We start from the raw sequence: 24,017 nt of genomic DNA, 5'->3' as shown, positions 1-24,017 counted from the left end.
AAAAGTTATGGAATTCGAACATCGGCCCGTTTTGCTGGAGCCGACGGTGGACGCGTTATTGCTGGCCGGCTTCGGCGGCAAGGGCGCGGCACGGTCGCAAGAGCAAGCCGGGCCGGCTGCGGCTACGCGAGCGGAGAGCGGCGTCTTCGTCGACGGCACCTTCGGGCGTGGCGGGCATAGTCGCGAGCTGCTCGGCCGTCTGGGTCCGGGCGCGCGGCTGGTCGTGTTCGACAAGGATCCGGAGGCGATCGCCGTAGCCAATGCCCTGGCGGCGGCGGACCCGAGGGTCACCGTGGTGCATGGAGGCTTCGCCACCATGGCCGAAGAATTGCAGCAGCTCGGCATCGGCAAGGTCGATGGCGTGATGCTGGATCTGGGCGTGTCGTCGCCTCAGATCGACGATGCCGAGCGCGGTTTCTCGTTCATGCGAGACGGCCCGCTCGACATGCGGATGGACACCACTCGTGGTCCCACGGTGGCGGATTGGCTGGCGCAAGCCAGTGTGGATGAGATGCGGGAGGTCATAGCGGATTATGGCGAAGAACGGTTTGCTTTTCAGGTTGCAAAGGCGATTGCTGCTCGCCGCGCAACAAGGCCGCTGCGCACCACGCTCGAACTTGCCGAGTGCGTCGCCAGCGCCGTCCGCACGCGCGAAAAGGGGCAGCATCCGGCCACACGCACCTTTCAAGCTTTACGGATTTACATCAATCGGGAACTCGAAGAGCTCGCGCGCACCCTCGCGGCAGCTCTAGACCTGCTGGCTCCGGGGGGGAGATTGGCGGTGATCAGCTTTCATTCGCTTGAGGACCGCATGGTCAAGCAGTGCATCGCGGCGGCGGCTCGTCCGGCTGCCGCGCACGCGCGCCTGCCCCTGCGGGAAAGCGAGATGCCCCAACCGGTGCTGCGTTCCCTCGGGCGCGTGGTGGCCGAAGACGACGAAGTCTCGGCCAACGCCCGCGCCCGTTCCGCCATTCTGCGCGTCGCCGAACGCACGGACACGCCGCTGCCCGCCGAGGGCGGCTTCGCGTTCGTGAAGATCGGCGCCCTGCCGGGCAGCGACCTGGCTCCGCCGCCCCGGCGCGGCGGCAAGGGAGGGCGCCGCTAATGGGTCGCGTCAACCTGATCGTTGCGGCTTTACTGATGCTGTCGGCCATTTCCCTGGTCACCAGCCGGTATCAGTCGCGCCAGCTCTTCATCGAGCTGGGCCGCGATCAGGCGCAGGCGCGCGACCTGGAAATCAATTGGCGGCGCCTGCAGCTCGACCGCGCCGAACTCGCCCGCAACGCGCGGGTGGACGCCATCGCGCGTGACGGCCTGAAGATGATCTCCATCGTTCCGGACCGCACGCTCTATATGAATCAGGCGCCGGCCTCCGCCAGCGGAGGCGCGCAATGAAACGCGTCCCCTTCTTCGACAATCCCGTGCTGCGCGGGCAGTTGCCCACCTGGCGCGCGCGCCTGGTGCTGATCCTGCTGTTCGGCGGCTTCACCGTGCTGGCCGGGCGCGCCTTGTTCCTGCAGGGCTTGTCCACGGAATTCCTGCAGCAGCAGGGCGAACGGCGCTATGAGCGCACGCTGACCCTGGCCGCCACGCGCGGCAAGATCATGGACCGCAACGGCACCGTGCTGGCCTCCAGCGTGCCCGCGCGCGCCATCTGGGCCATTCCGGAAGACGCCAAGCAGGCGACGTCCGCCCAGCTCGACAGCCTGGCCAAGTTGCTGGAAATGCCGATTGCCGACCTGCGCCACCGGCTGGTCGACGAAGACAAGAACTTCGTCTACCTGAAGCGCCAGGTCTCGATGGACGTGGCCGACAAGATCAAGCAGCTGGGCCTGCCCGGTGTGCACCAGCAGCCCGAGACCCGCCGCTACTATCCGGACGGCGACGTGATGGCCCACGTGGTGGGCTTCAACAGCGTCGAGGACCAGGGCCAGGAAGGCGTCGAACTGACGTTCAATCAGCAGCTCTCGGGCCGTCCGGGCAGCCGCCGTGTCATCAAGGACCGGCTGGGCCGCGTGATCGAAGACGTGCAGGCCGTCACGCTGCCGGTGGACGGCCGCGACCTGCGCCTGTCCATCGATACCCGCGTGCAGTTCCTGGTGTTCAAGGCCCTGAAGGACGCCATGGACAAGCACCAGGCCAAGGGCGCGACCGCCGTGGTCGTGGACGTGCACACCGGCGAGATCCTGGCGCTGGCCAACGTGCCGACCTTCGATCCGAACAAGCGCGAGACGTTTCACGGCGCCAAGCTGCGCAACCAGGCCATCACCGACACGTTCGAGCCGGGCTCGATCATGAAGCCTTTCACCGCCGCGCTGGCGCTGGACCTGGGCCGCATCAGCACGACGACGCTGTTCGAGACGGGCAACGGCCGGTTCCAGTACCAGGGCAGCACGATCAGCGACGTCAGCCGCAACGGCACGCTGGACGTGGCCGGCGTGCTGCGCAAATCCAGCAACATCGGCATGACGATGATCTCCGAGAAGCTGGAATCCCGCGAAATGTGGGACCGCTTCACCGAATTGGGCCTGGGCCAGGCGCCACAGGTGGGATTTCCCGGCGCGGCGCCCGGCCGCCTGCGTCCCTGGGACCGTTGGCGCCTGATCGAAAAGGCCACGATGGCCTATGGCTACGGCCTGTCGGTGTCGCTGCTGCAAGTGGCGCGCGCCTATACCGTTTTCGCCCGCAACGGCGACATGGTGTCGCTGACCCTCGTCAAGCGCGACAGCGACCCCACCAGCGTCAAGATCTATACGCCCAAGACGACCGGCCTGGTGCGGGCCATGCTCGAAGCCGCCGCGGGTCCGGAAGGCACCAAGGCCGCCCAGGTGCAGGGCTATCGCGTGGCCGGCAAGAGCGGCACGGCGCGCAAGATCGTCGACGGCAAGTACAGCACGCAGCGCTACCGCAGTTCGTACGTCGGCTTCGCTCCGGTGTCGGATCCGAAGATCGTGGTGGCCGTGTCCATCGACGAACCGACGGTCGGCGGCTACTACGGCGGCGCGATCGCCGCGCCCGTGTTCTCCCAGATCGTGGGGGGGAGCCTGCGGCTGATGGGGGTGCGCCCGGACGCGCCCTTCGAATCCACTATTGTTGCTGGTCTCAAGGAGCCAGGCAGATGAGCGCCAAAGGCTTCCTCTCCATACCCCCCGCCGCCACGGTTGCCGAAATCGTGGCGTGGTTGCATGCGCGCGTGTCGCTGACCGCGCACCTCAAGCTGGACTCCCGCGAGATCGAGCCGGGCGACGTGTTCGTCGCCTGCCCGGGCCTGTCCAGCGATGGGCGTCTCTATATAGAGAAGGCGCTGGCGCTGGGCGCCAGCGCGATCCTGTTCGAAGCGCCCGCCAGCGAGGCCGTCGAGGCCGCCGCGGCGCAAGCCCCGATGCTGCCGGTGACCGGCCTGCGCGCCCTGCTGGGCGAGCTGGGCGACACCTGGTACGGCCGTCCGTCCGCCGCGCTCGCCGTGGTGGCCGTGACGGGCACCAACGGCAAAACGTCGTCCGTGCAATGGATCGCCCACGCGCTGAGCCGCAATGACAAGCCCTGCGGCACCATCGGCACCCTGGGCGCGGTGCTGCCGGACGGCAGCACGCTGGGCGGCGAACTGACCACGCCCGACGTGTTGACCGTGCACCGCACGCTGGCCGCGATGCGCGACGCCGGGGCCAAGGCCGTTGCCATGGAGGCGTCGTCCATCGGCATCGAGCAGGGGCGGATGGACGGCGTGCGCGTGGCGCTGGCCGCGTTCACAAACCTGACGCGCGACCATCTCGATTACCACGGCACGATGGAACGGTACGAGGCGGCCAAGGCCCGCCTGTTCCGCTGGCCCGGCCTGACCGCCGCGGTGGTCAATGCGGATGACGAGGCCGGACGCCGCCTGATCGCCAGCCTGCCCGCCGCGCTGGCGATGGGCTACAGCCTGAGCGATGCCCCCGAGATCCCCGCCGCGATGCGCGCGCGCGATCTCCAGGCCACCTCCCAAGGGCAGATCTTCACCCTGGTTTCGCCGCATGGCGAGGCCCAGATCGTGACGCGCCTGCTGGGCGCGCACAACGTATCCAACCTGCTGCTCGTGGCGGGCGTGCTGTATCAGCTGGGCCTGCCGTTCGCGCAGATCGCGCGCGAACTGGCGGCGACCGACCCCGTCGACGGCCGTCTGCAGACCGTGGAGCCGCTGGGTTCCAGCGGCGCGCAGGCCGGCACGGGCCGCGGCCCGCTGGTGGTGGTGGACTACGCGCATACGCCAGACGCCCTGTCGCGGGCCTTGACCGCCTTGCGCGCCGTTGCCGTGGCGCGCTCCGGCCGCCTCGTCTGCCTGTTCGGATGCGGCGGCGAGCGGGATCCGGGCAAGCGTCCCGAGATGGGCCGCATCGCGGCGGACCTGGCCGACCACGTGGTCGTGTCCAGCGACAATCCGCGCACCGAGTCGCCCGAAGCGATCGTGCAGCAGATTCTCGCCGGCATTCCCGAGTCGGCCCACGCCGACGTGCAGGTGGACCGCGCGCGCGCCATCATGCAGACCATCTGGGCGGCCTCGCCCGAAGACGTGGTGCTGCTGGCCGGCAAGGGCCATGAAACCTACCAGGACATCGGGGGCGAGAAGCTGCCCTTCGACGACCGCGAATGGGCGCGGCTGGCCATGCTGCTGCCGCAAGTCAAGGGCGTGTCCACGGACACGCGGCGCATCGGTTCGGGCGAGCTGTTCGTGGCGCTGGTGGGAGACAACTTCGACGCGCACGATTATCTGGACCAGGCCGAGGCGCGCGGCGCGTGCGCGGCGGTGGTGGCGCACCCGGTGGCCGGCTCCCGCCTGCCGCAGCTGGTGCTGGGCGATACCCGCGTGGCGCTGATGCGCATCGGCGCGGCCTGGCGCGCGCAGTTTTCGTTGCCTGTCGTCGCGGTGACGGGCAGCAACGGCAAGACCACGACCAAGGAAATGATCTCCGCCATGCTGGCCGACTGGCGCGGCGAGGCGGGCCGGCTGGCCACGGCCGGTAACCTGAACAATGACATCGGCGTGCCGCTGACGCTGCTGCGCCTGCGTCCCGAGCACCGCGCGGCGGTGTTCGAGCTGGGCATGAACCATCCCGGCGAAATCGCGCAGTTGGCCGCCATGGCGGCGCCCACGGTGGCGCTGGTGACCAATGCCCAGCGCGAGCACCAGGAATTCATGCACAGCGTGGAGGCGGTGGCGCACGAGAACGGCGCCGCGATCGCCGCGCTGCCCGAGGATGGCGTCGCCGTTTATCCAGGCGACGAACCCTATTCGACGGTCTGGGACGCCCTGGCCGAGCCGCGCCGCGTGCTGCGCTTCGGCTTGCAACCCGGCCTGGACGTATATGCCGAGCAGATCCTGGCCGACGTGAAGACTACGCGCTGCCGTGTGGTGACCCCGGTCGGCAGCGCCGACCTGGTCTTGCCGGTGCCCGGTCTGCACAACCTGCGCAATGCCTTGGCGGCCATCGCCAGCGCCATCGCGGCGGGCGCGCCGCTGGACGGCGCGGTACGGGCGCTGGCGGGTTTCAGCCCGGTCGCCGGCCGCATGCAGCACAAGACTATGAGTGACGGAACGTTGCTCATCGACGACACCTACAATGCGAACCCCGATTCGGTTCGCGTGGCCATCGACGTGCTGGCGCGCATGGCCGGCGCGCGCGTCCTCGTATTGGGCGACATGGGCGAGGTCGGGGACAACGGCCCCGCCATGCATGTCGAGGTGGGAAATTACGCGCGCGAGCAGGGGCTCGACGCGCTCATCACGCTAGGCGAAGCCAGCCGGGCGGCATCCGCCGCATTCGGCGTGGGCGCGCACGCCTGCGCATCGGTAGACGAAGTGGTTGCCGCGTTGCGCGGCTTGCGCCCGTCCTGCGTATTGGTAAAGGGATCGCGCTTTATGCGCATGGAGCGGGTAGTGACGGCTTTTTCGACGGATGAAGGAATGACGGCCAAGGGGCAGGGAGAGCACGATGCTGCTTGAAATCGCCCGCTTGCTTTCGGATGATGTGCGCGCGCTCGGGGTGTTCGAATACATCACCTTGCGCGCGGTCCTGGCGTGCGCGACGGCATTGCTGATCGGCCTGGTGGCCGGCCCGCGCGTGATCCGCAAGCTGACCGAGATGAAGATCGGCCAGGCCGTGCGTTCCTACGGCCCGGAAACCCACCTGGTCAAGACGGGCACCCCCACCATGGGCGGCGTGCTGATCCTGATTTCCATCGCCATCAGCACCCTGCTGTGGGCGGACTGGACCAACCGCTTCGTGTGGGTGGTGTTGCTGGTGACCTTCGGCTTCGGCTGGATCGGCTGGATGGACGACTACCGCAAGGTGGTCTACCGCGATCCGGAAGGCATGCCCGCGCGGCAGAAATTCTTCTGGCAGGCCACCATCGGCATGGTGGCCGCGGTGTATCTCGCGTTCGCCGTGTCGGCGCCCGCCAATACCGAGCTGTGGCCCTTGTTCAAAGCCTGGGTGGGCAGCGGCTTCACCATGTCGCTGCCGACGCGCGCCGACCTCATCGTTCCGTTCTTCAAGACCGTGAGCTATCCGCTGGGCGTGCTGGGCTTCGTGGCGCTGACCTGGGCGGTCATCGTCGGCACCAGCAACGCCGTGAACCTCACCGACGGCCTGGACGGCCTGGCCATCATGCCCACCGTCATGGTCGGCAGCGCGCTGGGCATCTTCGCCTACGTGGTCGGCCGCGTGGACTATTCCAAGTACCTGCTGTTTCCCTACATCCCGGGCGCGGCGGAACTGATGGTGCTGTGCGCCGCGATCGGCGGCGCCGGGCTGGCGTTTTTGTGGTTCAACGCGTATCCGGCGCAGGTCTTCATGGGCGACGTCGGCGCGCTGGCGCTGGGCGGCGCGCTGGGCACCATCGCCGTCATCGTGCGCCAGGAAATCGTGCTGTTCATCATGGGCGGCGTGTTCGTGGTCGAGACGCTGTCCGTGATGATCCAGGTGACCTGGTTCAAGTACACGAAGCGACGTTATGGAACAGGTCGACGCATATTCCGCATGGCCCCGCTGCATCATCACTTTGAAGTGGGCGGCTGGAAGGAAACCCAGGTGGTCGTGCGTTTCTGGATCATCAGCATGATGCTGGTGCTGATTGGCCTCTCTACCCTGAAGTTGCGATGAATACGATGGAAACCTCCCGTGACGGCGCGCCGCTCGTCCTGATCCTCGGATTGGGCGAGACGGGCGCGGCCGCCGCGAGCTGGTGCGCCCGCCAGGGCGCCCGCTTGCGCGTGGCCGACACGCGCGCCGAACCGGGCGGGCTGGCCGCGCTGCGCGAGGCGCTGGCCAACAGCGAGGTCGAGTACCGCCTCGGTTGCGACGAGGCTTTCGACACCGCGCTGCTCGATGGCGTGGACCAACTCGTGCTGAGCCCGGGGCTTGCGCCGGGCCAGGCGCCGGCCGCGGCCCTGCTGCGCGAGGCCGAGGCCCGCGGCATCGAAATCGTGGGCGAGATCGAACTGTTCGCGCGCGCCCTGGCCGAACTGGCCGAGACGCGCGAATACCGGCCGCGCCTGCTGGCCGTGACGGGCACCAACGGCAAGACCACCGTTACCGCGTTGACGCGGCAGCTGGTCGAGGCCAGCGGCCTGTCGGCTGTCGCGGCGGGCAATATCAGCCCCGCGGCGCTGGCCGCGCTGATGACGGCGCTGGACGCCGACGCGCTGCCCCAGGTCTGGGTGCTGGAACTGTCCAGCTTCCAGCTGGAAACCACGCGCTCGCTGATGGCCGACGCGGCCGTCGTGCTCAACGTCACCCAGGACCATCTGGACTGGCATGGCGGCATGGAAGCCTACGCGGCGGCCAAGGCGCGCCTGCTGAGCATGGCGCGCGTGGCCATCGTCAACCGCGAGGACCCGTACACCATCGAGATGGTGCCGGCCCTGGACGCCATGAACGTGCGCACCTTCGGCCGCGACGTGCCGGAAATGGTGGGCGACATGGGCCTGGAACTGGGCCAGGGAGTGGCCTGGCTGGTGGCGAGCGAACCGAACGATTTCGACGAGCCTGCGCCGCCGCCGCGCCGCAAGAAGGACGCGCCGGCACCCGTGCGCGCCAAGGGACGCATGAGCCGGCTGATGCCGGTGGATGCCCTGCGCATCCGCGGCATCCACAATGCCCTGAACGCGCTGGCCGCCTTGCAGCTCGGCCGTTGCCTGGACCTGGGCTGGGGCGCCATGCTGCGCGCGCTGCGCGAGTACACCGGCGAACCCCACCGCGCGGCATTCGTGCGCACGATCGGGGGCGTGGACTACATCAACGACAGCAAGGGCACCAACGTCGGCGCCACCGTGGCCGCGCTGGAAGGCCTGGGCCAGCCGGTCGTGCTGATCGCGGGCGGGCAGGGCAAGGGCCAGGATTTCTCGCCGCTGATCCCGGTGGTGTCGCGCCATGCGCGCGCCGTCATGCTGATCGGCGTGGACGGCCCGGAAATCGGGCGCGTGCTGGCCGCGACGGGCGTGAACTGCGTGGCGGTCGAGACGCTGCGCGACGCGGTGCGCGGCGCGGCCGACCTGGCGCAACCCGGCGACGCGGTGCTGCTGTCGCCGGCCTGCGCCAGCCTGGATATGTTCCGCAACTATCCGCATCGCGGACAAGTGTTCGTGGAAGAGGTCGAAGACCTGGCCCGCGACCGGGGAGAGGTGGCATGAGCCTGATCGCCGATCTCACCGCCAGCGTCAACGCCGTACGGCCCGGCCGTACCCGCATGCGCAACTTCGACCTGCCGCTGGTCATCGCGTCGTCGACGTTGCTCCTGCTCGGCCTGCTGATGGTGTATTCGGCGTCGATCGCGCTGGCCGACGGGCCGCGCTATGCCTCCTACGGGCGCTACTATTTCGTGATCCGCCATGGCCTGTTCGTCAGCGCCGGGCTGGTCGGGGCGGCCGTGGTGCTGGCGGTTCCCATCCGCGTCTGGCAACGCATGGCGGTGCCGCTGTTCGTGCTGGCCATCGTGTTGCTGATCGCCGTGCTGATCCCCGGCATCGGCCGCGAGGTGAACGGCGCGCATCGCTGGATTCCGCTGGGTCCGCTCAATTTCCAGCCGTCCGAACTGATGAAGTTGGCCGCGCTGCTGTATGCCGCCGACTACACGGTGCGCAAGCAGGAGCACATGCAGGCGTTCGCGCGCGGGTTCTTGCCCATGGCCTTCGCGCTCGCCGGCGTGGGCATGCTGCTGCTGCTGGAGCCCGACCTGGGCGCCTTCATGGTGATCGTGGCGATCGCCATCGGCATCCTCTTCCTGGGCGGAATCAACGGCAAGTACTTCAGCAGCCTGCTGGCCGTGCTGGTCGGCACCTTCCTGATGCTTATCTGGCTGTCGCCGTGGCGCCGCGCGCGCCTGTTCGCCTACCTGGACCCCTGGAACGAAGACAACGCCTATGGCAGCGCCTACCAGCTGTCGCATTCGCTGATCGCGCTGGGCCGCGGCGAATGGCTGGGCGTGGGCCTGGGCGCCAGCGTCGAGAAGCTGCATTACCTGCCCGAGGCGCACACCGACTTCCTGATGGCGGTGGTGGGCGAGGAACTGGGTTTTGCCGGCGTCATGCTGGTCATCACCTTGTTCGCCATCATCGTCTACCGCGGATTCGACATCGGCCGCCAGGCGATCGCCATGGAACGCACTTTCGCGGGCCTGGTGGCGCACGGCGTGGCCATGTGGTTCGGCGTGCAGGCCTTCATCAATATGGGCGTCTGCCTCGGCCTGCTGCCCACCAAGGGCCTGACCCTGCCGCTGATGAGCTATGGCGGCTCGGGCGTGGTGATGAACCTGTGCGCCCTGGCCATGCTTATCCGGGTCGACGTGGAAAACCGCATCATGATGCGCGGGGGACGGGTATGACGGCGCCCCGCAGCATCCTCATCATGGCCGGCGGCACCGGCGGGCACATCATGCCGGGCCTGGCCGTGGCCGAAGAGTTGCGCGCACGCGGCTGGCGCGTGCTGTGGCTGGGCAACCCCGACAAAATGGAAGGCCGGCTGGTGCCGCCTCGCGGCATCGAGCTGGTGCCGCTGCGCTTTCAGGGCGTGCGCGGCAAGGGCGCGTCGGCGCTCCTGAAGCTGCCGTTCCTGTTGCTGCGCGCGTTCGGGCAAGCCTGGTCGCGCCTGTCCGACGTGCGGCCCGACGTGGTTCTGGGCATGGGCGGCTACGTAGCTTTCCCTGGCGGCGTCATCGCGGCGCTGCGCGGCATGCCCCTGGTCGTGCATGAACAGAACGCCGTGGCCGGCACCGCGAACAAATGGCTGGCCAGAATGGCTCGCCGCGTGCTCAGCGGCTTCCCGGACGTGTTGCCCAAGGGCGAGGCCATGGGCAACCCGGTGCGCGCGGACCTGTGCGCGCTGCCGGAGCCGGCGGCGCGCTACGCCGGACATAGCGGTCCGCTGCGCCTGCTGATCGTGGGCGGCAGCCTGGGCGCTCAGGCGTTGAACACCACCTTGCCGCAAGCGCTGGCGCTTCTGCCGCGAGAGGGCCGGCCGATGGTGGTGCACCAGGCCGGCGAACAACACTTGCCCGCGCTGCAGCAGGCCTATGCCCAGGCAGGCGTGGAAGCCGACTGCCGCGCATTCATCGACGACATGGCGGGCGCCATGGGCCAGGCCGACCTGCTGATCTGCCGCGCGGGCGCCATGACGGTGTCCGAAGTGGCCGCGGCGGGCGTGGCGGCGCTGTTCGTGCCGTTCCCGCATGCCATCGATGACCACCAGACCGCCAACGCGCGCTTCCTGAGCGACGCGCAGGCCGCCTGGCTGCAGCCGCAAACCGCGTTGACGCCCGAGTGGCTGGCGGATTGGCTGGGCCAGCGCTCCCGACAAGAACTGCAAGCCGTCGCAGAACGGGCCCGCGCGCATGCGCGACCCGAGGCGGCGGCCCATATCGCCGACGCCTGTGAACAAGCAGCGGGGCGTTCATCATGAAACACAGAATTCAACATATCCATTTCGTAGGCATCGGCGGCTCGGGCATGAGCGGGATTGCCGAGGTGCTGCTCAACCTGGGCTACACGATCAGCGGTTCCGACCTGAACGAGTCGGCCGTGACGCGCCGCCTGGCCGACCTGGGCGTGAAGATCGCCATCGGCCACGTGGCCAGCAACGTCACCGGCGCCGGCGCCATCGTGACGTCCACGGCGGTGGCCGGCGACAACCCCGAAGTGATCGCGGCCCGCGCAGGCCGCATCCCGGTGGTGCCCCGCGCCATCATGCTGGCCGAGCTGATGCGCCTGAAGCGCGGCATCGCCGTGGCCGGCACGCACGGCAAGACGACCACGACCAGCCTGGTGGCCAGCATCCTGGCCGCCGGCGACCTGGACCCCACCTTCGTGATCGGCGGCCGCCTGAATTCCGCCGGCGCGAACGCGCGGTTGGGGCAGGGCGACTACATCGTGGTCGAGGCCGACGAATCCGACGCCTCTTTCCTCAATTTGCTGCCCGTGATGGCCATCGTGACCAATATCGATGCCGATCACATGGATACCTACGGACACGACGTGGCGCGCCTGAAGAGCGCCTTCATCGAATTCACGCAGCGCCTGCCGTTCTACGGCAGCGCCGTGCTCTGCCTGGACGACGCGAACGTGCGGGAGATCATGCCCTTCGTGTCGCGGCCGATCACCACCTACGGCCTGAACCCGGAGGCGCAGGTGCACGCCTATGAAGTCCAGCCGGCCGGCACGCGCATGCGCTTCAACGTGCAGCGCACGCATCTCGATACGCTGCTGCCGCCCCTGGAAGTGGAACTGAACCTGCCGGGCCTGCACAACGTGCGCAACGCGCTGGCCGCGATCGCGGTGGCGACCGAACTGGGCGTGTCCGACGACGCGATCCGCGACGCGCTCGCCTCGTTCAAGGGCGTGGGCCGCCGCTTCACCCAGACCGGCGAGTTCCCGGTGCCGGCCAGCCACGGCGGCGGCACCTTCACGGTGATCGACGACTACGGCCACCATCCGGTGGAAATGGCGGCCACGCTGGCCGCCGCCCGAGGCGCCTGGCCCGACCGCCGCATCGTGCTGGCGTTCCAGCCGCACCGCTACACGCGGACGCGGGACTGCTTCGAGGATTTCGTGCGCGTGCTGGGCACGGCGGATGCCGTGCTCTTGACCGAGGTGTACGCCGCGGGCGAACCGCCGCTGGTGGCTGCGGATGGCCGGGCTCTGTCGCGCGCGCTGCGCGTGGCCGGCAAGGTCGAGCCGGTGTTCGTCGAGGACGTGACGGAACTGCCGCAGGCGGTGCTGGACTTCGTGCGCGACGGCGACGTGGTGATTGTTATGGGAGCGGGTTCGATCAGCAAGGTCCCCGCCCAAGTAGGAGAGCTGGCATGAGCACGCAATTCGGCAAAGTGGGTGTGTTGTACGGCGGACGTTCCGCCGAGCGCGAAGTGTCCCTGATGTCGGGCACGGGCGTGCACCAGGCGTTGCTCAGCGCCGGCGTGGACGCGCACCTGTTCGACACGGGCGAGCGCAGCCTGTCCGAGCTGGCGGCCGAGGGATTCGACCGCGTGTTCATCGCGCTGCACGGCCGCTACGGCGAGGACGGCACGATCCAGGGCGCCCTGGAACTGCTGGGCATTCCCTATACCGGCAGCGGCCCGCTGGCCTCCGCGCTCGCCATGGACAAGACCATGACCAAGCGCGTATGGCTGCAGCACGGCCTGCCCACGCCCGAATTCGAATTGCTGGACGCCGAGACCGAGCTGCGCCTGGTGCCGGACCGCCTGAGCCTGCCGCTCATCATCAAGCCGCCGCACGAGGGATCGACGGTCGGCATCACCAAGGTGGTGGGCTATTCCGACATGAAGGAAGCCTATGCCGCGGCCGCGCGCTACGACAGCGAAGTGTTGGCCGAGCAGTTCATCAGCGGCCGCGAGCTGACCGTGGCGGTGCTGGGGGGCGGCAAGGCGGCGCGCGCGCTGCCCGTGATCGAGATCGCCGCGCCCGGCGGCAACTACGACTACGAACACAAGTATTTCTCCGACGATACGCAGTACTTCTGCCCCGCCACCCTGCCGCCCGAGGTGGCGGAGGAAGTCGCCCGGATCGCCGTCAAGGCCTACCAGGTGCTGGGCTGCGAAGGCTGGGGCCGCGCCGACTTCATCCTCGACCAGGACAACCGGCCGTGGCTGCTTGAAATGAATACCTCGCCTGGCATGACCAGCCATTCACTCGTTCCCATGGCGGCCAAGGCCGTGGGAATCAGCTATGCCGATCTGTGCGTGGCAATTTTGTCCGAGGCCGCGTGCAAGGTGCGCAGCCCGGCCCGCAACGATTGACCTGGATACTCTGTGTGGAACGACGCTCGCACTACCAACCTGATCGCCAACACGCTGGCCGTGCTGGCGGTTTGCGCCATGCTCATCGCGGGCGTGGTGTGGGTTGCGCAGCGCCCGTTCTTCACGCTGTCGGCGATCGAACTGGAATCGATGCCGGACACCGAGCTGCATTATGTGTCTCCGGGGGCGGTGCGGTCGGCGATCGCGGGCCGCTTCAAGGGCAATTTCTTCACGGTGGACCTGGACGACGCGCGCGAGATTTTCGAATCGGTTCCGTGGGTCCGGCATGCCACCGTGCGGCGCATCTGGCCGAACGTGCTGCGCGTGCGGATCGAGGAACAGCAGCCCCTGGCGCTGTGGAACGAGAACCAGATGATCAACACCTGGGGCGAGGCGTTCACGGCCAACACGGGCGAGGTGGACGACGAGACCGTGCTGCCGCAGTTCTTCGGCCCCGAGGGCACCGAGTCGCTGGTCGTGCAGCGCTACGCCGAGCTGGCGCGCTGGTTCGCCCCGCTCGACATGCACGTCAAGCAGCTGGAACTGAGCCCGCGCTACGCCTGGCGCGTGGTGTTGTCCAACGGCATGTCGCTGGACCTGGGCCGCGATCCGGGCGCCGACGCGCCGGATCCGCATGGCCTGCCGGGCGCGTTGCCGTTCGCCGCCCGTATCCAACGTTTCGTGCAAGCCTGGCCCGCCGTGGCGGGGCGCCTGGAAGGGCGCACCGTGACACAGGCCGACTTGCGCTATCCCAATGGTTTCGCCCTGGCGCTGGCCCCGTTGCCGCCGTCGGAAACCAAATCCAAATCCACACCGAAACCTCCCAAGAAACGCTAACGCCATGACCCGTGACATCAAGGACCTTATCGTCGCCCTCGATATCGGCACCAGCAAGGTGGTGGCTGTGGTGGCTGAAATTTTGCCTGAAGGGCGATTCGAAGTGCTGGGCCTCGGCCAGCATGAATCGCGCGGCATGCGCAAGGGCGTGGTCGTCAATATCGAGACCACTGTGAATTCCATCCAGCGCGCGCTTGAAGAAGCCGAGCTGATGGCAGATTGCAAGATTCGCGACGTCTACACCGGCATTGCCGGCAGCCATATCCGCAGCTTCAATTCCAGCGGCATGGTCGCCGTGAAGGACAAGGAAGTCACCGCCACCGACGTTGCCCGCGTCATCGAGACCGCCAAGGCGGTGAACATCCCGACCGACCAGCAGGTGCTGCACGTGCTGACGCAGGAGTTCATCGTCGACGGCCAGGAAGACATCCGCGAGCCGATCGGCATGAGCGGCCTGCGGCTGGAAGTTCGCGTGCACATCGTGACGGGGGCGGTCAGCGCCGCCCAGAACATCGTGAAGTGCGTGCGCCGCTGCGGCCTGGAAGTGCAGGACCTGATCCTGCAGCCTCTGGCCTCCAGCCTGGCCGTGCTCACGGCCGACGAGAAGGAGCTGGGCGTCGTGCTGGTCGACATCGGCGGAGGCACCACCGACGTGGCGATCTTCACCGGTGGCGCGATCCGCCACACCGCCGTGCTGCCCATCGCCGGCGACCAGATCACCAACGACATCGCCGCGATGCTGCGCACGCCCACGCCCGATGCCGAAGAAATCAAGCTGCGCTACGGCGTGGCCAAGCAGGTCCTGGCCAGCCCGGACGAATCCGTGGAAGTGCCGGGCCTGGGCGACCGCGGGCCGCGCCAGGTCAAGCGCCAGGCGCTGGGCGCGGTGATCGAGCCGCGCGTGGAGGAGCTGTTCACGCTGGTGCAACAGGTCGTGCGCGATTCCGGCTACGAAGACCTGCTGGCCTCCGGCGTGGTCCTGACCGGCGGCTCGGCGCAATTGCCCGGCATGATCGAACTGGCCGAGGACGTGTTCCTGAAGCCGGTGCGCGTGGCAGTACCCGAATATGAAGGCAGCCTGGCCGACGTGATGCGCAATCCGCGCTTCTCGACGGTGATGGGGCTGCTGCAGGAAGCCCGCATGCAGCGTGTGCGCGGCCGCAAGGTCGCCGCCCAGACTGGCAATTTCAAAACCTTGCTGGCGCGCATGAAGGAATGGTTCATGAACTAGGTTGAGGGGGGCAGGTTGGGGCCTGCTCCTTGGTCCGGTCGGCTAGCGGTATCGCGGGCCGGGCCAGAAGAGGGGAGGCGCTTCAAACCCGTTGCGGGCCAGTCCGGCGACGTGTTTGAGGCGATTCACAAAAAATAGGTTGTTGGGGAATTTTTGTGATTTGCAAAATCGGACTTGTGAGGGAGTCATCATGATGAACTTTGAGATGCTTGAGAACAACACCAAAGGGACCGTTATCAAGGTCGTTGGTGTGGGCGGTGCGGGCGGCAATGCCGTCGCGCACATGATTCGCAGCGGCGTGAACGGCGTGGATTTCATCTGCGCCAACACCGATGCGCAGGCACTGGCGGCGACCAACGCCCCGGTGCAGATCCGCCTGGGCCGCACCGGCCTGGGCGCGGGCGCCAAGCCCGAGCAGGGCCGCGCGTCGGCCGAAACCGCGCGTGAAGAGATCCGTGCCGCCCTGAACGGCGCGCACATGGTCTTCATCACCGCGGGCATGGGCGGCGGCACCGGCACGGGCGCGGGCCCGGTCGTGGCCGAAGTGGCGAAGGAACTGGGCATCCTGACCGTGGGCGTGGTCACCAAGCCTTTCACCTTCGAAGGCAACAAGCGCCTGAAGATGGCCGAGGACGGCATCTCCGAACTGGCCAAGCACGTGCATTCGCTCATCGTGGTGCTCAACGAGAACCTCTATGAACTGATGGACGAGGACGCGACGCAGGAAGACTGCTTCCGTTCCGCCGACGACATCCTGCACAACGCCTGCGCGGGTATCGCCGAAATCATCAACGTCGAAGGCAACGTCAACGTCGACTTCGAAGACGTCAAGACGATCATGGGCGAGCAGGGCCAGGCCATGATGGGCACGGCATCGGCTTCCGGCGCGGATCGCGCCCGCGTCGCCGCCGAGCACGCCATCGCTTGCCCGCTGCTGGAAGGCGTGGACCTGAACGGCGCTCGCGGCGTGCTGGTCAACATCACCGCCAGCCGCTCGCTGAAGATGCGCGAAACGCGCGAAATCATGGAAACGATCCGCAGCTACGCTTCGGACGACGCCACCGTGATCTTCGGCACCGCCTACGACGAGTCCATGGGTGAAAACCTGCGCGTGACCGTGGTCGCAACCGGCCTGGGCCGCGCGCAAGCACGTCCGCAACTGGTGCAGAACACCGCTGAAGTGCTGCGCACCGGCACCGACAACATGCCCATGGGCGCGATGCCGGCCGGTCAGGGCGACTACCGCAACCTGGACATGCCGTCTGTCATGCGCAATCCGCGCAGCCAGGCCTCGGCCCAGGTGCGCGCGCTGGAAAGCTCGGGCATGGATCATTTCGACATCCCGGCATTCCTGCGCAAGCAGGCGGATTGAACCAAAGAGCCGATCACAGGCTCTAACGCGCACTCCCTCATCTCCGGCTCGCCTGTCCCCTCGGGCGGGCCGGAGGCGGAGCGGTCCGTGTTTCCCTTGCACGGTAAAAATAGGGGGACGGAGGTATAGGTCGATCCGGACGCCAGATGGCGCCAGGGATCGGACAGCGTTACAATACGTCAGTTACGCCGGCAATCTATTAGCTAATTGCCGGCTTCCTGGCTCAAATCACCCAAGTCTCATGTTCCGACAGCGCAGCATCCAGAATCTCGTCCGCACGACAGGCGTCGGCGTCCACTCCGGACGGCGGGTCGAGCTCACCTTGCGCCCGGCACAACCCAACACGGGTATCGTTTTCCACCGCGTCGATCTGCCGCAGGTCGTGGACCTGCCTGCCCAGGCGGCCGGCGTGGGCGACACGCGCATGGCGTCCGTGCTCCAGCAGGGCAACGTCCGCGTGTCCACGGTCGAACACCTCATGTCGGCGCTGGCCGGGCTGGGGATCGACAACCTGCACATCGACCTGACGGCCGAAGAAGTGCCGATCATGGACGGCAGCGCGGCGACGTTCGTCTACCTGCTGCGCTCGGCCGGCATCGTCGAACAGAACGCGCCCAAGCAATTCATCCGCGTGCTGAAGCCCGTGGAAGTGCGCGAAGGCGAAGGCCGCAACGAGAAATGGGCGCGCCTGGAGCCGCATGAAGGCTTCGCGCTGGCGTTCTCCATCGACTTCCGGCATCCCGCGATCGACTCCACGGCCAACTTCGCCGAGATCGATTTCGCGACGCACTCCTACGTGCGCGAGATCGCGCGCGCGCGCACCTTCGGGTTCGTGAACGAAGTCGAGGCCCTGCGCTCGATGGGCCTGGCCCGCGGCGGAAGCCTGGACAACGCCATCGTCATGGACGAGTACCGCGTCCTCAACAGCGACGGCCTGCGCTACGACGATGAATTCGTCAAGCACAAGATCCTGGACGCCATCGGCGACCTGTATCTGCTGGGCAAGCCCCTGGTGGCGCGCTACGTCGCATGCAAATCGGGCCACGGCCTGAACAACCAGCTGGCGCGCGCGCTGCTGGCCCAGCGCGATGCCTGGGAACTGATTACCTACGAATCGCAGGCGGAGGCGCCGCAGGCGTTCCGCCACGAATGGAAGCTGGCCTAGAGCCCCCCCCTACGCGCTACGCGCGCCCCCCAGGGGGCGACACCTGCAGACCGGCGGAGCCGGATCTGGCGGTGTCCCGACTTGCTCCTGACGGTAGTGGGTTAAGGCCTCGACTGCTTTTGCCGCGATGTTGATGTGCGTCAAAGGTGCGATGCCTCCCCGCGGACGATGGCAGTCGTCATCCTCTCGCGCTTAAGGCGCAATCCAGCGGCAAACCATAGTATCGATCCGTCCGAGAACTTGGTTTCGCTTCGTTTCCGGGCGCGATTGGCGCCGGACAAGCCTCGCGGCTTCAGCTACTCTTGTGGTGCTTTAGAAGCTTGGCGACCGCGTCGGCCAACGGCCCCGGGCGCAGGTTGCCGCGCAGCGTCTCGAACGCGCCCAGGGCGGTTTCGCCCAGGGGTTGCGCCTCTGTGGGAGGGCGCGGCTGGCGGGCGCCGGGTTTGGGCAAACCCGCTTGTACCTTGACGGCGATTTCGTTAAGGTTCCAGCCTTGGTCGGCCAAGGTCCGCGCGATGCGCGGGGCCAGCTGACGCATCTTGGCCGCATGAGCGGCACTCGGCACCACCAGGTGCAGGCACTGGTTTTCCAGCTTGCCCACTTGGCATACGGCGCCCAGCGGGGCGGGCAGAACCGCCGCCACCGCGTACTGGATTTGCAAGTGCTTGCGGGCAGTCGCCAGAACCCCGGCGCCCCGCATGTCATGACCCAGCCATCCCAGGGCGGTATTTTCTTCCCGCCGGCTGGAACTGGAACGTTGACGGTATGAAGTGGGTCTATTCATCCCGGCTCTAAGAATTAGGAAGCAAACCTTGAAAATCGTGATTATGCACGCCCGCGACGGGCAGGACGGGCATTTCACCCTGGGCGGCGGCCATCTGGCGCTGTTCCTGGGGCTCGCCTTGATCACGGCCGCCATTTTCGGCGCCGCCCTGCAACGATACCTTACTCCGATCCTGCCGGCCGTACATACCGTGGGCTGGCCCTTGTCGAACCAGCCGGGGCGCGATGCCGATTTCCTGCGTGGAAACATGAACTTGCTGGCGGCCAAGGTGGGCGCCCTGCAGGCCAAGCTGATCAGCATCGACGGCCTGGGCCAGCGCGTGGCCAAGGTGGCCGGCGTGGCCTATACCGATCCCGAACTGGCCAAGCAGCTGGCCCTGGCCCAGCCCGAGGCGCTGATCCAGCCCGAGGCCACCCAGGTCATGGATGACCTGTTCACCGACCATCCCCCGCCCAGCGCGGCGTCGGCCGAGGCCCTGGGCCGTCAGCTCGACGACATCCAGGCCCGGCTGTCCCAGCAGACGGACAACCTGAAGCTGCTGGACGCGGCCCTGACCCGGCGTTCGGCCGACCAGGCCCGCATGCCCACGGCCATGCCGATTACCGATTATCCCTACCTCAGCTCCTCCTACGGCTGGCGCCGCAACCCGGTGACGGGCCGCAGCGCGATGCACGAAGGCCTGGATTTCGCCGCTCCTCCCGGCACGGCCATCCTGGCGGCGTCGGGCGGCGTGGTGCTGGAATCCAAGTTCCAGCCCGGCTACGGCAACATGGTCGAAATCGACCACGGCGACGGGCTCATCACCCGCTACGCCCATGCTTCGTCCCTGCTGGTCAAGCAGGGACAATTGGTCGAGCGGGGCCAGCAGGTCGCCCGCGTGGGCAGTTCGGGCCGTTCCACCGGCCCGCACCTGCACTTCGAGGTGCGCCTGGCGGGCCAGCCCCTGGACCCTCGCCTGTTCCTGGGCCCGCAGCAGAACGCTCCGCCCGCGCTGGCTCACGCCGCGCAGTGAACCGCCGGCGGCTTGGCCGGTCAAACCGGCCAACAGTGCTACCCTGGTGATAGATCCAGGCTATTGCGCTCCAGGTGCGTTAAACTGGTTCGTTTCCCAGCGGACCCCCGCTCAACCAATAACATCAAGTCACGGGCGACGCTGCCCAGCCCTTACGCGAGGGCGGCGTGTCCCGTGCGGCCGACATCGCATGGTTTCTCTGCTCAAAAAACTCATAGGCAGCCGCAACGACCGGCTGCTTAAGCAGTATCGCAAGCTGGTAACCCAGATCAACGGGCTTGAGCCCAAGATCTCCGCGCTCTCCGACGAGGAGCTGGCGGCCAAGACCGAGGAATTCCGCTCCCGCCACGCCCAGGGCACATCCCTGGACGACCTGCTGCCCGAAGCCTTCGCCGTCGTGCGCGAAGCCGGCAAGCGGGTGTTCGGCATGCGCCATTTCGACGTGCAGATTCTGGGCGGCATTGCCCTGCACAACGGCAAGATCGCCGAAATGCGCACGGGCGAAGGCAAGACGCTGATGGCGACGCTGCCCGTCTACCTGAACGCGATCGCCGGCAAGGGCGTGCACGTGGTCACGGTGAACGATTACCTGGCGCGGCGCGACGCCGAGTGGATGGGGCGCCTGTACCGCTTCCTGGGCATGAGCACCGGCGTGGTGGTGCCGCAGCAGCCCAACGAAGAGAAGAAGGCCGCCTACGTCGCCGACATCACGTACGGCACCAACAACGAATTCGGCTTCGACTACCTTCGCGACAACATGGAATACCGTGTTGAGGACCGCCGCCAGCGCGGCCTGTTCTACGCGATCGTCGACGAAGTGGACTCGATCCTGATCGACGAGGCCCGCACGCCGCTGATCATTTCCGGCCAGGCCGAGGACCACACCGAGCTCTATATCCGCATGAATGCGGTTCCGCCGCTGCTCAAGCGCATGGCGCACGAGCCCAAGCCGCAGGAGCCGGAACCCGAAGGCGATTACTGGGTCGACGAAAAGAGCCAGCAGGTCTACCTGTCCGAAGCCGGGCACGAGAACGCCGAAGGCATCCTGGCGCGCCTGGGCATCTTGCCCGAAGGCGAATCGCTGTACGACCCGCGCCACATCGCGCTGATGCACCACCTCATGGTGGCGCTGCGCGCCAACACGCTGTTTTTCCGCGACCAGCAGTACGTGGTGCAGGACGGCGAGGTGGTGATCGTCGACGAATTCACCGGCCGCCTGATGGTGGGCCGCCGCTGGTCCGACGGCCTGCACCAGGCGGTCGAGGCCAAGGAGGGCGTGAAGATCCAGCACGAGAACCAGACGCTGGCCTCGATCACGTTCCAGAACTACTTCCGCATGTACGAGAAGCTGTCCGGCATGACCGGCACGGCCGACACGGAAGCGTACGAATTCCAGGAAATCTACGGGCTTGAAACGGTCATCATCCCGACCAACAAGCCCATGGTCCGCAAGGACCAGAACGACCAGGTCTTCAAGACCGACCAGGAAAAGTACAACGCCATCCTGGCCGACATCCGCGATTGCCACGAGCGCGGACAGCCGGTGCTGGTGGGCACCACCAGCATCGAGAACTCCGAGCTGCTGTCGGGTCTGCTGAAGAAGGCCAAGCTGCCGCACGAAGTGCTGAACGCGAAGCAGCACGCCCGCGAAGCCGAGATCGTCGCCGAAGCCGGCAAGCCGGGCCACATCACCATCGCCACCAACATGGCCGGCCGCGGCACCGACATCGTGCTGGGCGGCAGCGTCGACAAGCAGGTCGACCTGATCCGCGCCGACGAATCGCTGTCCGAAGCCGAGAAGGACGCGCGCATCGAGAAGGTGCGCGCCGAATGGAAGCCGCTGAACGAGCAGGTCAAGGCCGCCGGCGGCCTGCGCATCATCGGCACCGAGCGCCACGAATCGCGCCGTATCGACAACCAGCTGCGCGGCCGTGCCGGCCGCCAGGGCGATCCGGGCTCGTCGCGCTTCTACCTGTCGCTCGAAGACTCGCTGATGCGCATCTTCGCGGGCGACCGCGTGCGCGCCATCATGGAACGCCTGAAGCTGCCCGAGGGCGAGCCCATCGAGGCCGGCATGGTGACGCGTTCGATCGAGACCGCGCAGCGCAAGGTGGAAGGCCGCAACTTCGATATCCGCAAGCAGCTGCTCGAATACGACGACGTGGCCAACGACCAGCGCAAGGTGCTGTACTCGCAGCGCAACGACGTGCTGGAAGCCACCAGCGTGGGCGAAACCGTGCAGAACCTGCGCGACGCCGCCGTGACCGACATGTTCAACGTCCACGTGCCGCCGGAATCGGTGGAAGAGCAGTGGGACGTGCCGGCGCTGCAAAAGGCGCTGGAGGCCGATTGGCATCTGCAGTTGCCGCTGGTGGAAATCCTGGAAAAGGAAACCAGCCTGACCGACGAAGACCTGCGCGAACGCGTGGTGGCCGCCGCCCGCGACGCCTACCAGGCCAAGGTCGACCAGGTCGGCGCGGAATCGTGGTCGCAGTTCGAGCGTTCGATCATGCTGCAGGCCATCGATACGCATTGGCGCGAGCACCTGTCCGCGCTGGACTACCTGCGCCAGGGCATCCATCTGCGCGGCTATGCGCAGAAGAACCCCAAGCAGGAATACAAGCGCGAAGCGTTCGAACTGTTCTCGGGCATGCTGGATCGCATCCGCGACGACGTGGTCCGCGTCCTGATGACGGTGCGCGTGCAGTCGCAGGAACAAGTGGACCAGGCCGAAGCCGAAGCCGCCCAGTCGCACGTGCAGAACGTGCAGTACCACCATTCCGACTACGACGAGGCGCTGGCGTCGTCCGCCGACGAGGCTGGCGCCCTGCCCGTGCGCAACGTGGTGCCCAAGGTCGGCCGCAACGATCCGTGCCCCTGCGGCAGCGGCAAGAAGTACAAGCAGTGCCACGGCAAGCTCGTCTGAACCAGGAGAAGTGAACATGCTGCATTCCGTCGGCCGCACTGAGTTCGATCACGCCGTGGTCATGGTGCGCGACCGGCTGGATGCGCTGGCTCCGCACTTCGAGCGCCAGGGCTTTCACCTGAGCGACAAGGCGGTGCACAACCTGGGTTCCTGCAACCGGCTGATCGTGCTGGAAGGCACGTACGTCGAATTGCTGGGTTGGCCGCCGGGCGCGCCGCCCGCGCGCAAGGAAATCGCCGACTCGCCGTTCGGGCTGGAGGCGCTGGTGTTCCGCACCCATGACGCCGAGGCCACCTACCAGCGCCTGCTGGCTGCTGGCTTCGCCGTCAATCCGGTGCAGGAGCTGACCCGCCCGGCGATGCTGGATGGCGAGGAAGTCCAGGCCCGTTTCCATACCGTGCGTTTCGCCGAGCAGCCCCTGCCCGGCATCCGCATGTATTTTTGCCGTCACCTGACGCCAGAGTGCGTGTGGTCGCCCGAGCTGATGGCGCATCCGAACGGCGCCCGCAGCCTGCTGCGCATCGATGCCCGGGCGTCCGATGCCCGGGCGGTCGCCCAAAAGCTGGCGCGGATCACCGACCTCGATGCCGAGCCCGCGGGCGATGGCTGGGACGTGCCACTGGCCAACCTGCGCATCCACGTGAGCCACGACGCGTCGGCCGCCACGCCCGCGCTTTCCACCCTGACCCTGGAAAACCGGGACGGCGCCCACTACACACTGGATACCGGGTTGTAGGATGGGTAAAGCGCGAGACAACTCGCGCAAAAACCCAGTTGCCCAGCGCGCGAAACCCATGCGGCCGTGGGCAGACAGTGCCTAGCCGCGGCTGGAAAACACGCTCTTGCCCACCGCATGGGTTTCGCGCGCTGGGCATCTAGGTTCTTGCCTGGGATCTGCCGCGCTCTGCCCATCCTACCCTCTCATCCGTCCCCATCCCTTCCGCCGGTCTCGCCCGCCCACTACACGCAGGGTACCGGGCGTAGATTCTATGGTTTCACGCAAGCCTGGTTGGCGAGGAAGAGTTCTCGCTCGAAGGGTTTGCGTGATTTCCATACGCCGAAGGCGATGCGCAAGAGCTTTCTGGCAATGATGTTCAAGGCTTGGGTGGTTGCCCAGCCTTTGGCGAGCAATGCCTGATACATGGGTTTGAAGGTGATTGATCTGGCGGCGGCGGTGGCGGCGTTGTAGGCGAGGTTGCGCAGGATGGCATCGCCCTGCTTACTGAGCTTTCTCATGCCTTTGTAGGTGCCGGACTCCTTGGGCCTGGGATCCAGTCCGGCATAGGCCACCACGGCATCGGAGCTGGTAAACGGTATGCGAGCGAAGGTGGTCACCAGGGCCGTTGCCGTCAGGTTGCCCACGCCGACGATACTGGTAAGCAACTTGAAGTCTTGCGCCAGGGCAGGTA

The 24,017-nt window shown here is 67.1% G+C and carries 19 protein-coding genes; 17 read left to right on the top strand and 2 right to left on the bottom strand.

Annotated features, from left to right (window positions below; translation table 11 throughout):
- Positions 1-7 precede the first annotated feature (7 nt).
- The 14 genes from rsmH (at position 8) to lpxC (ending at position 17,886) form a co-directional block, all read left to right on the top strand.
- Complete coding sequence (gene rsmH, locus ADE01S_RS28525; RefSeq protein WP_062685141.1) at positions 8-1,105, top strand: 16S rRNA (cytosine(1402)-N(4))-methyltransferase RsmH; 1,098 nt, start codon at positions 8-10, stop codon at positions 1,103-1,105.
- Complete coding sequence (gene ftsL / locus ADE01S_RS28520) at positions 1,105-1,395, top strand: cell division protein FtsL (protein ID WP_062685140.1); 291 nt, start codon at positions 1,105-1,107, stop codon at positions 1,393-1,395. The genes rsmH and ftsL overlap by 1 nt, the downstream gene beginning before the upstream one ends.
- The gene (locus ADE01S_RS28515; protein WP_062685139.1) at positions 1,392-3,122 is read left to right on the top strand and encodes a peptidoglycan D,D-transpeptidase FtsI family protein; all 1,731 of its coding nucleotides are present in this window, start codon (positions 1,392-1,394) and stop codon (positions 3,120-3,122) included. Before ftsL ends, ADE01S_RS28515 begins: the two co-directional genes overlap by 4 nt.
- Positions 3,119-5,980 carry a bifunctional UDP-N-acetylmuramoyl-L-alanyl-D-glutamate--2,6-diaminopimelate ligase MurE/UDP-N-acetylmuramoyl-tripeptide--D-alanyl-D-alanine ligase MurF gene (gene murF, locus ADE01S_RS28510; protein WP_062685138.1) on the top strand — a complete coding sequence of 954 codons (2,862 nt, stop codon included), beginning with the start codon at positions 3,119-3,121 and terminating at the stop codon, positions 5,978-5,980. The genes ADE01S_RS28515 and murF overlap by 4 nt, the downstream gene beginning before the upstream one ends.
- A complete protein-coding gene (gene mraY, locus ADE01S_RS28505) occupies positions 5,970-7,139 on the top strand; it encodes a phospho-N-acetylmuramoyl-pentapeptide-transferase (RefSeq protein WP_062685137.1) in 1,170 nt (389 codons plus the stop codon). The genes murF and mraY overlap by 11 nt, the downstream gene beginning before the upstream one ends.
- On the top strand, positions 7,136-8,668 hold the full coding sequence (murD, locus tag ADE01S_RS28500; RefSeq protein ID WP_062685136.1) for a UDP-N-acetylmuramoyl-L-alanine--D-glutamate ligase: 1,533 nt from the start codon (positions 7,136-7,138) through the stop codon (positions 8,666-8,668). Before mraY ends, murD begins: the two co-directional genes overlap by 4 nt.
- The gene (gene ftsW / locus ADE01S_RS28495) at positions 8,665-9,858 is read left to right on the top strand and encodes a putative lipid II flippase FtsW (RefSeq protein ID WP_062685135.1); all 1,194 of its coding nucleotides are present in this window, start codon (positions 8,665-8,667) and stop codon (positions 9,856-9,858) included. The genes murD and ftsW overlap by 4 nt, the downstream gene beginning before the upstream one ends.
- Positions 9,855-10,931 carry an undecaprenyldiphospho-muramoylpentapeptide beta-N-acetylglucosaminyltransferase gene (murG, locus tag ADE01S_RS28490; RefSeq protein WP_062685134.1) on the top strand — a complete coding sequence of 359 codons (1,077 nt, stop codon included), beginning with the start codon at positions 9,855-9,857 and terminating at the stop codon, positions 10,929-10,931. Before ftsW ends, murG begins: the two co-directional genes overlap by 4 nt.
- Positions 10,928-12,334, top strand: a complete 1,407-nt coding sequence (gene murC / locus ADE01S_RS28485) for a UDP-N-acetylmuramate--L-alanine ligase (protein WP_062685133.1) — start codon at positions 10,928-10,930, stop codon at positions 12,332-12,334. Before murG ends, murC begins: the two co-directional genes overlap by 4 nt.
- Positions 12,331-13,281, top strand: coding sequence for a D-alanine--D-alanine ligase (locus tag ADE01S_RS28480; protein WP_062685132.1), 951 nt, complete (start codon positions 12,331-12,333; stop codon positions 13,279-13,281). Before murC ends, ADE01S_RS28480 begins: the two co-directional genes overlap by 4 nt.
- 12 nt (positions 13,282-13,293) lie before the next feature.
- Entirely contained in the window at positions 13,294-14,118 is an 825-nt protein-coding gene (locus tag ADE01S_RS28475; RefSeq protein ID WP_062685131.1) for a cell division protein FtsQ/DivIB, read from the top strand.
- A gap of 4 nt (positions 14,119-14,122) precedes the next feature.
- Positions 14,123-15,349 carry a cell division protein FtsA gene (ftsA, locus tag ADE01S_RS28470; RefSeq protein ID WP_043542559.1) on the top strand — a complete coding sequence of 409 codons (1,227 nt, stop codon included), beginning with the start codon at positions 14,123-14,125 and terminating at the stop codon, positions 15,347-15,349.
- A gap of 190 nt (positions 15,350-15,539) precedes the next feature.
- Positions 15,540-16,721: a cell division protein FtsZ gene (gene ftsZ / locus ADE01S_RS28465; RefSeq protein WP_062685130.1), complete on the top strand. Its 1,182-nt coding sequence runs from the start codon at positions 15,540-15,542 to the stop codon at positions 16,719-16,721.
- A 241-nt stretch (positions 16,722-16,962) separates the two neighbouring features.
- Positions 16,963-17,886: a UDP-3-O-acyl-N-acetylglucosamine deacetylase gene (lpxC, locus tag ADE01S_RS28460; protein WP_062685129.1), complete on the top strand. Its 924-nt coding sequence runs from the start codon at positions 16,963-16,965 to the stop codon at positions 17,884-17,886.
- Between the two features lie 292 nt (positions 17,887-18,178).
- On the opposite strand, the gene ADE01S_RS28455 is transcribed toward lpxC, so the two are convergent.
- Positions 18,179-18,586: a DciA family protein gene (locus tag ADE01S_RS28455; protein ID WP_081954982.1), complete on the bottom strand. Its 408-nt coding sequence runs from the start codon at positions 18,584-18,586 to the stop codon at positions 18,179-18,181.
- A 127-nt stretch (positions 18,587-18,713) separates the two neighbouring features.
- Here ADE01S_RS28455 and ADE01S_RS28450 point away from each other — a divergent pair, with 127 nt between their 5' ends.
- The 3 genes from ADE01S_RS28450 to ADE01S_RS28440 all read left to right on the top strand — a co-directional run bounded on the left by ADE01S_RS28450 (position 18,714) and on the right by ADE01S_RS28440 (position 23,344).
- Complete coding sequence (locus tag ADE01S_RS28450; RefSeq protein WP_062685148.1) at positions 18,714-19,682, top strand: M23 family metallopeptidase; 969 nt, start codon at positions 18,714-18,716, stop codon at positions 19,680-19,682.
- 190 nt (positions 19,683-19,872) lie between these two features.
- Positions 19,873-22,608, top strand: coding sequence for a preprotein translocase subunit SecA (gene secA / locus ADE01S_RS28445; RefSeq protein WP_062685128.1), 2,736 nt, complete (start codon positions 19,873-19,875; stop codon positions 22,606-22,608).
- Positions 22,609-22,624: 16 nt separating this feature from the next.
- The gene (locus ADE01S_RS28440; protein ID WP_062685127.1) at positions 22,625-23,344 is read left to right on the top strand and encodes a VOC family protein; all 720 of its coding nucleotides are present in this window, start codon (positions 22,625-22,627) and stop codon (positions 23,342-23,344) included.
- A gap of 251 nt (positions 23,345-23,595) precedes the next feature.
- Here ADE01S_RS28440 and ADE01S_RS28435 read toward each other — a convergent pair.
- On the bottom strand, positions 23,596-24,017 hold a 422-nt coding region (locus ADE01S_RS28435), incomplete at its 5' end, for a transposase (RefSeq protein WP_156494268.1).

Origin of the sequence: Achromobacter denitrificans NBRC 15125 (assembly GCF_001571365.1) — a bacterium.
Lineage (GTDB): Bacteria > Pseudomonadota > Gammaproteobacteria > Burkholderiales > Burkholderiaceae_B > Achromobacter > Achromobacter denitrificans.
Note: the sequence above shows the minus strand (reverse complement) of the source record. Positions and strands in the feature narration are given on the sequence as shown.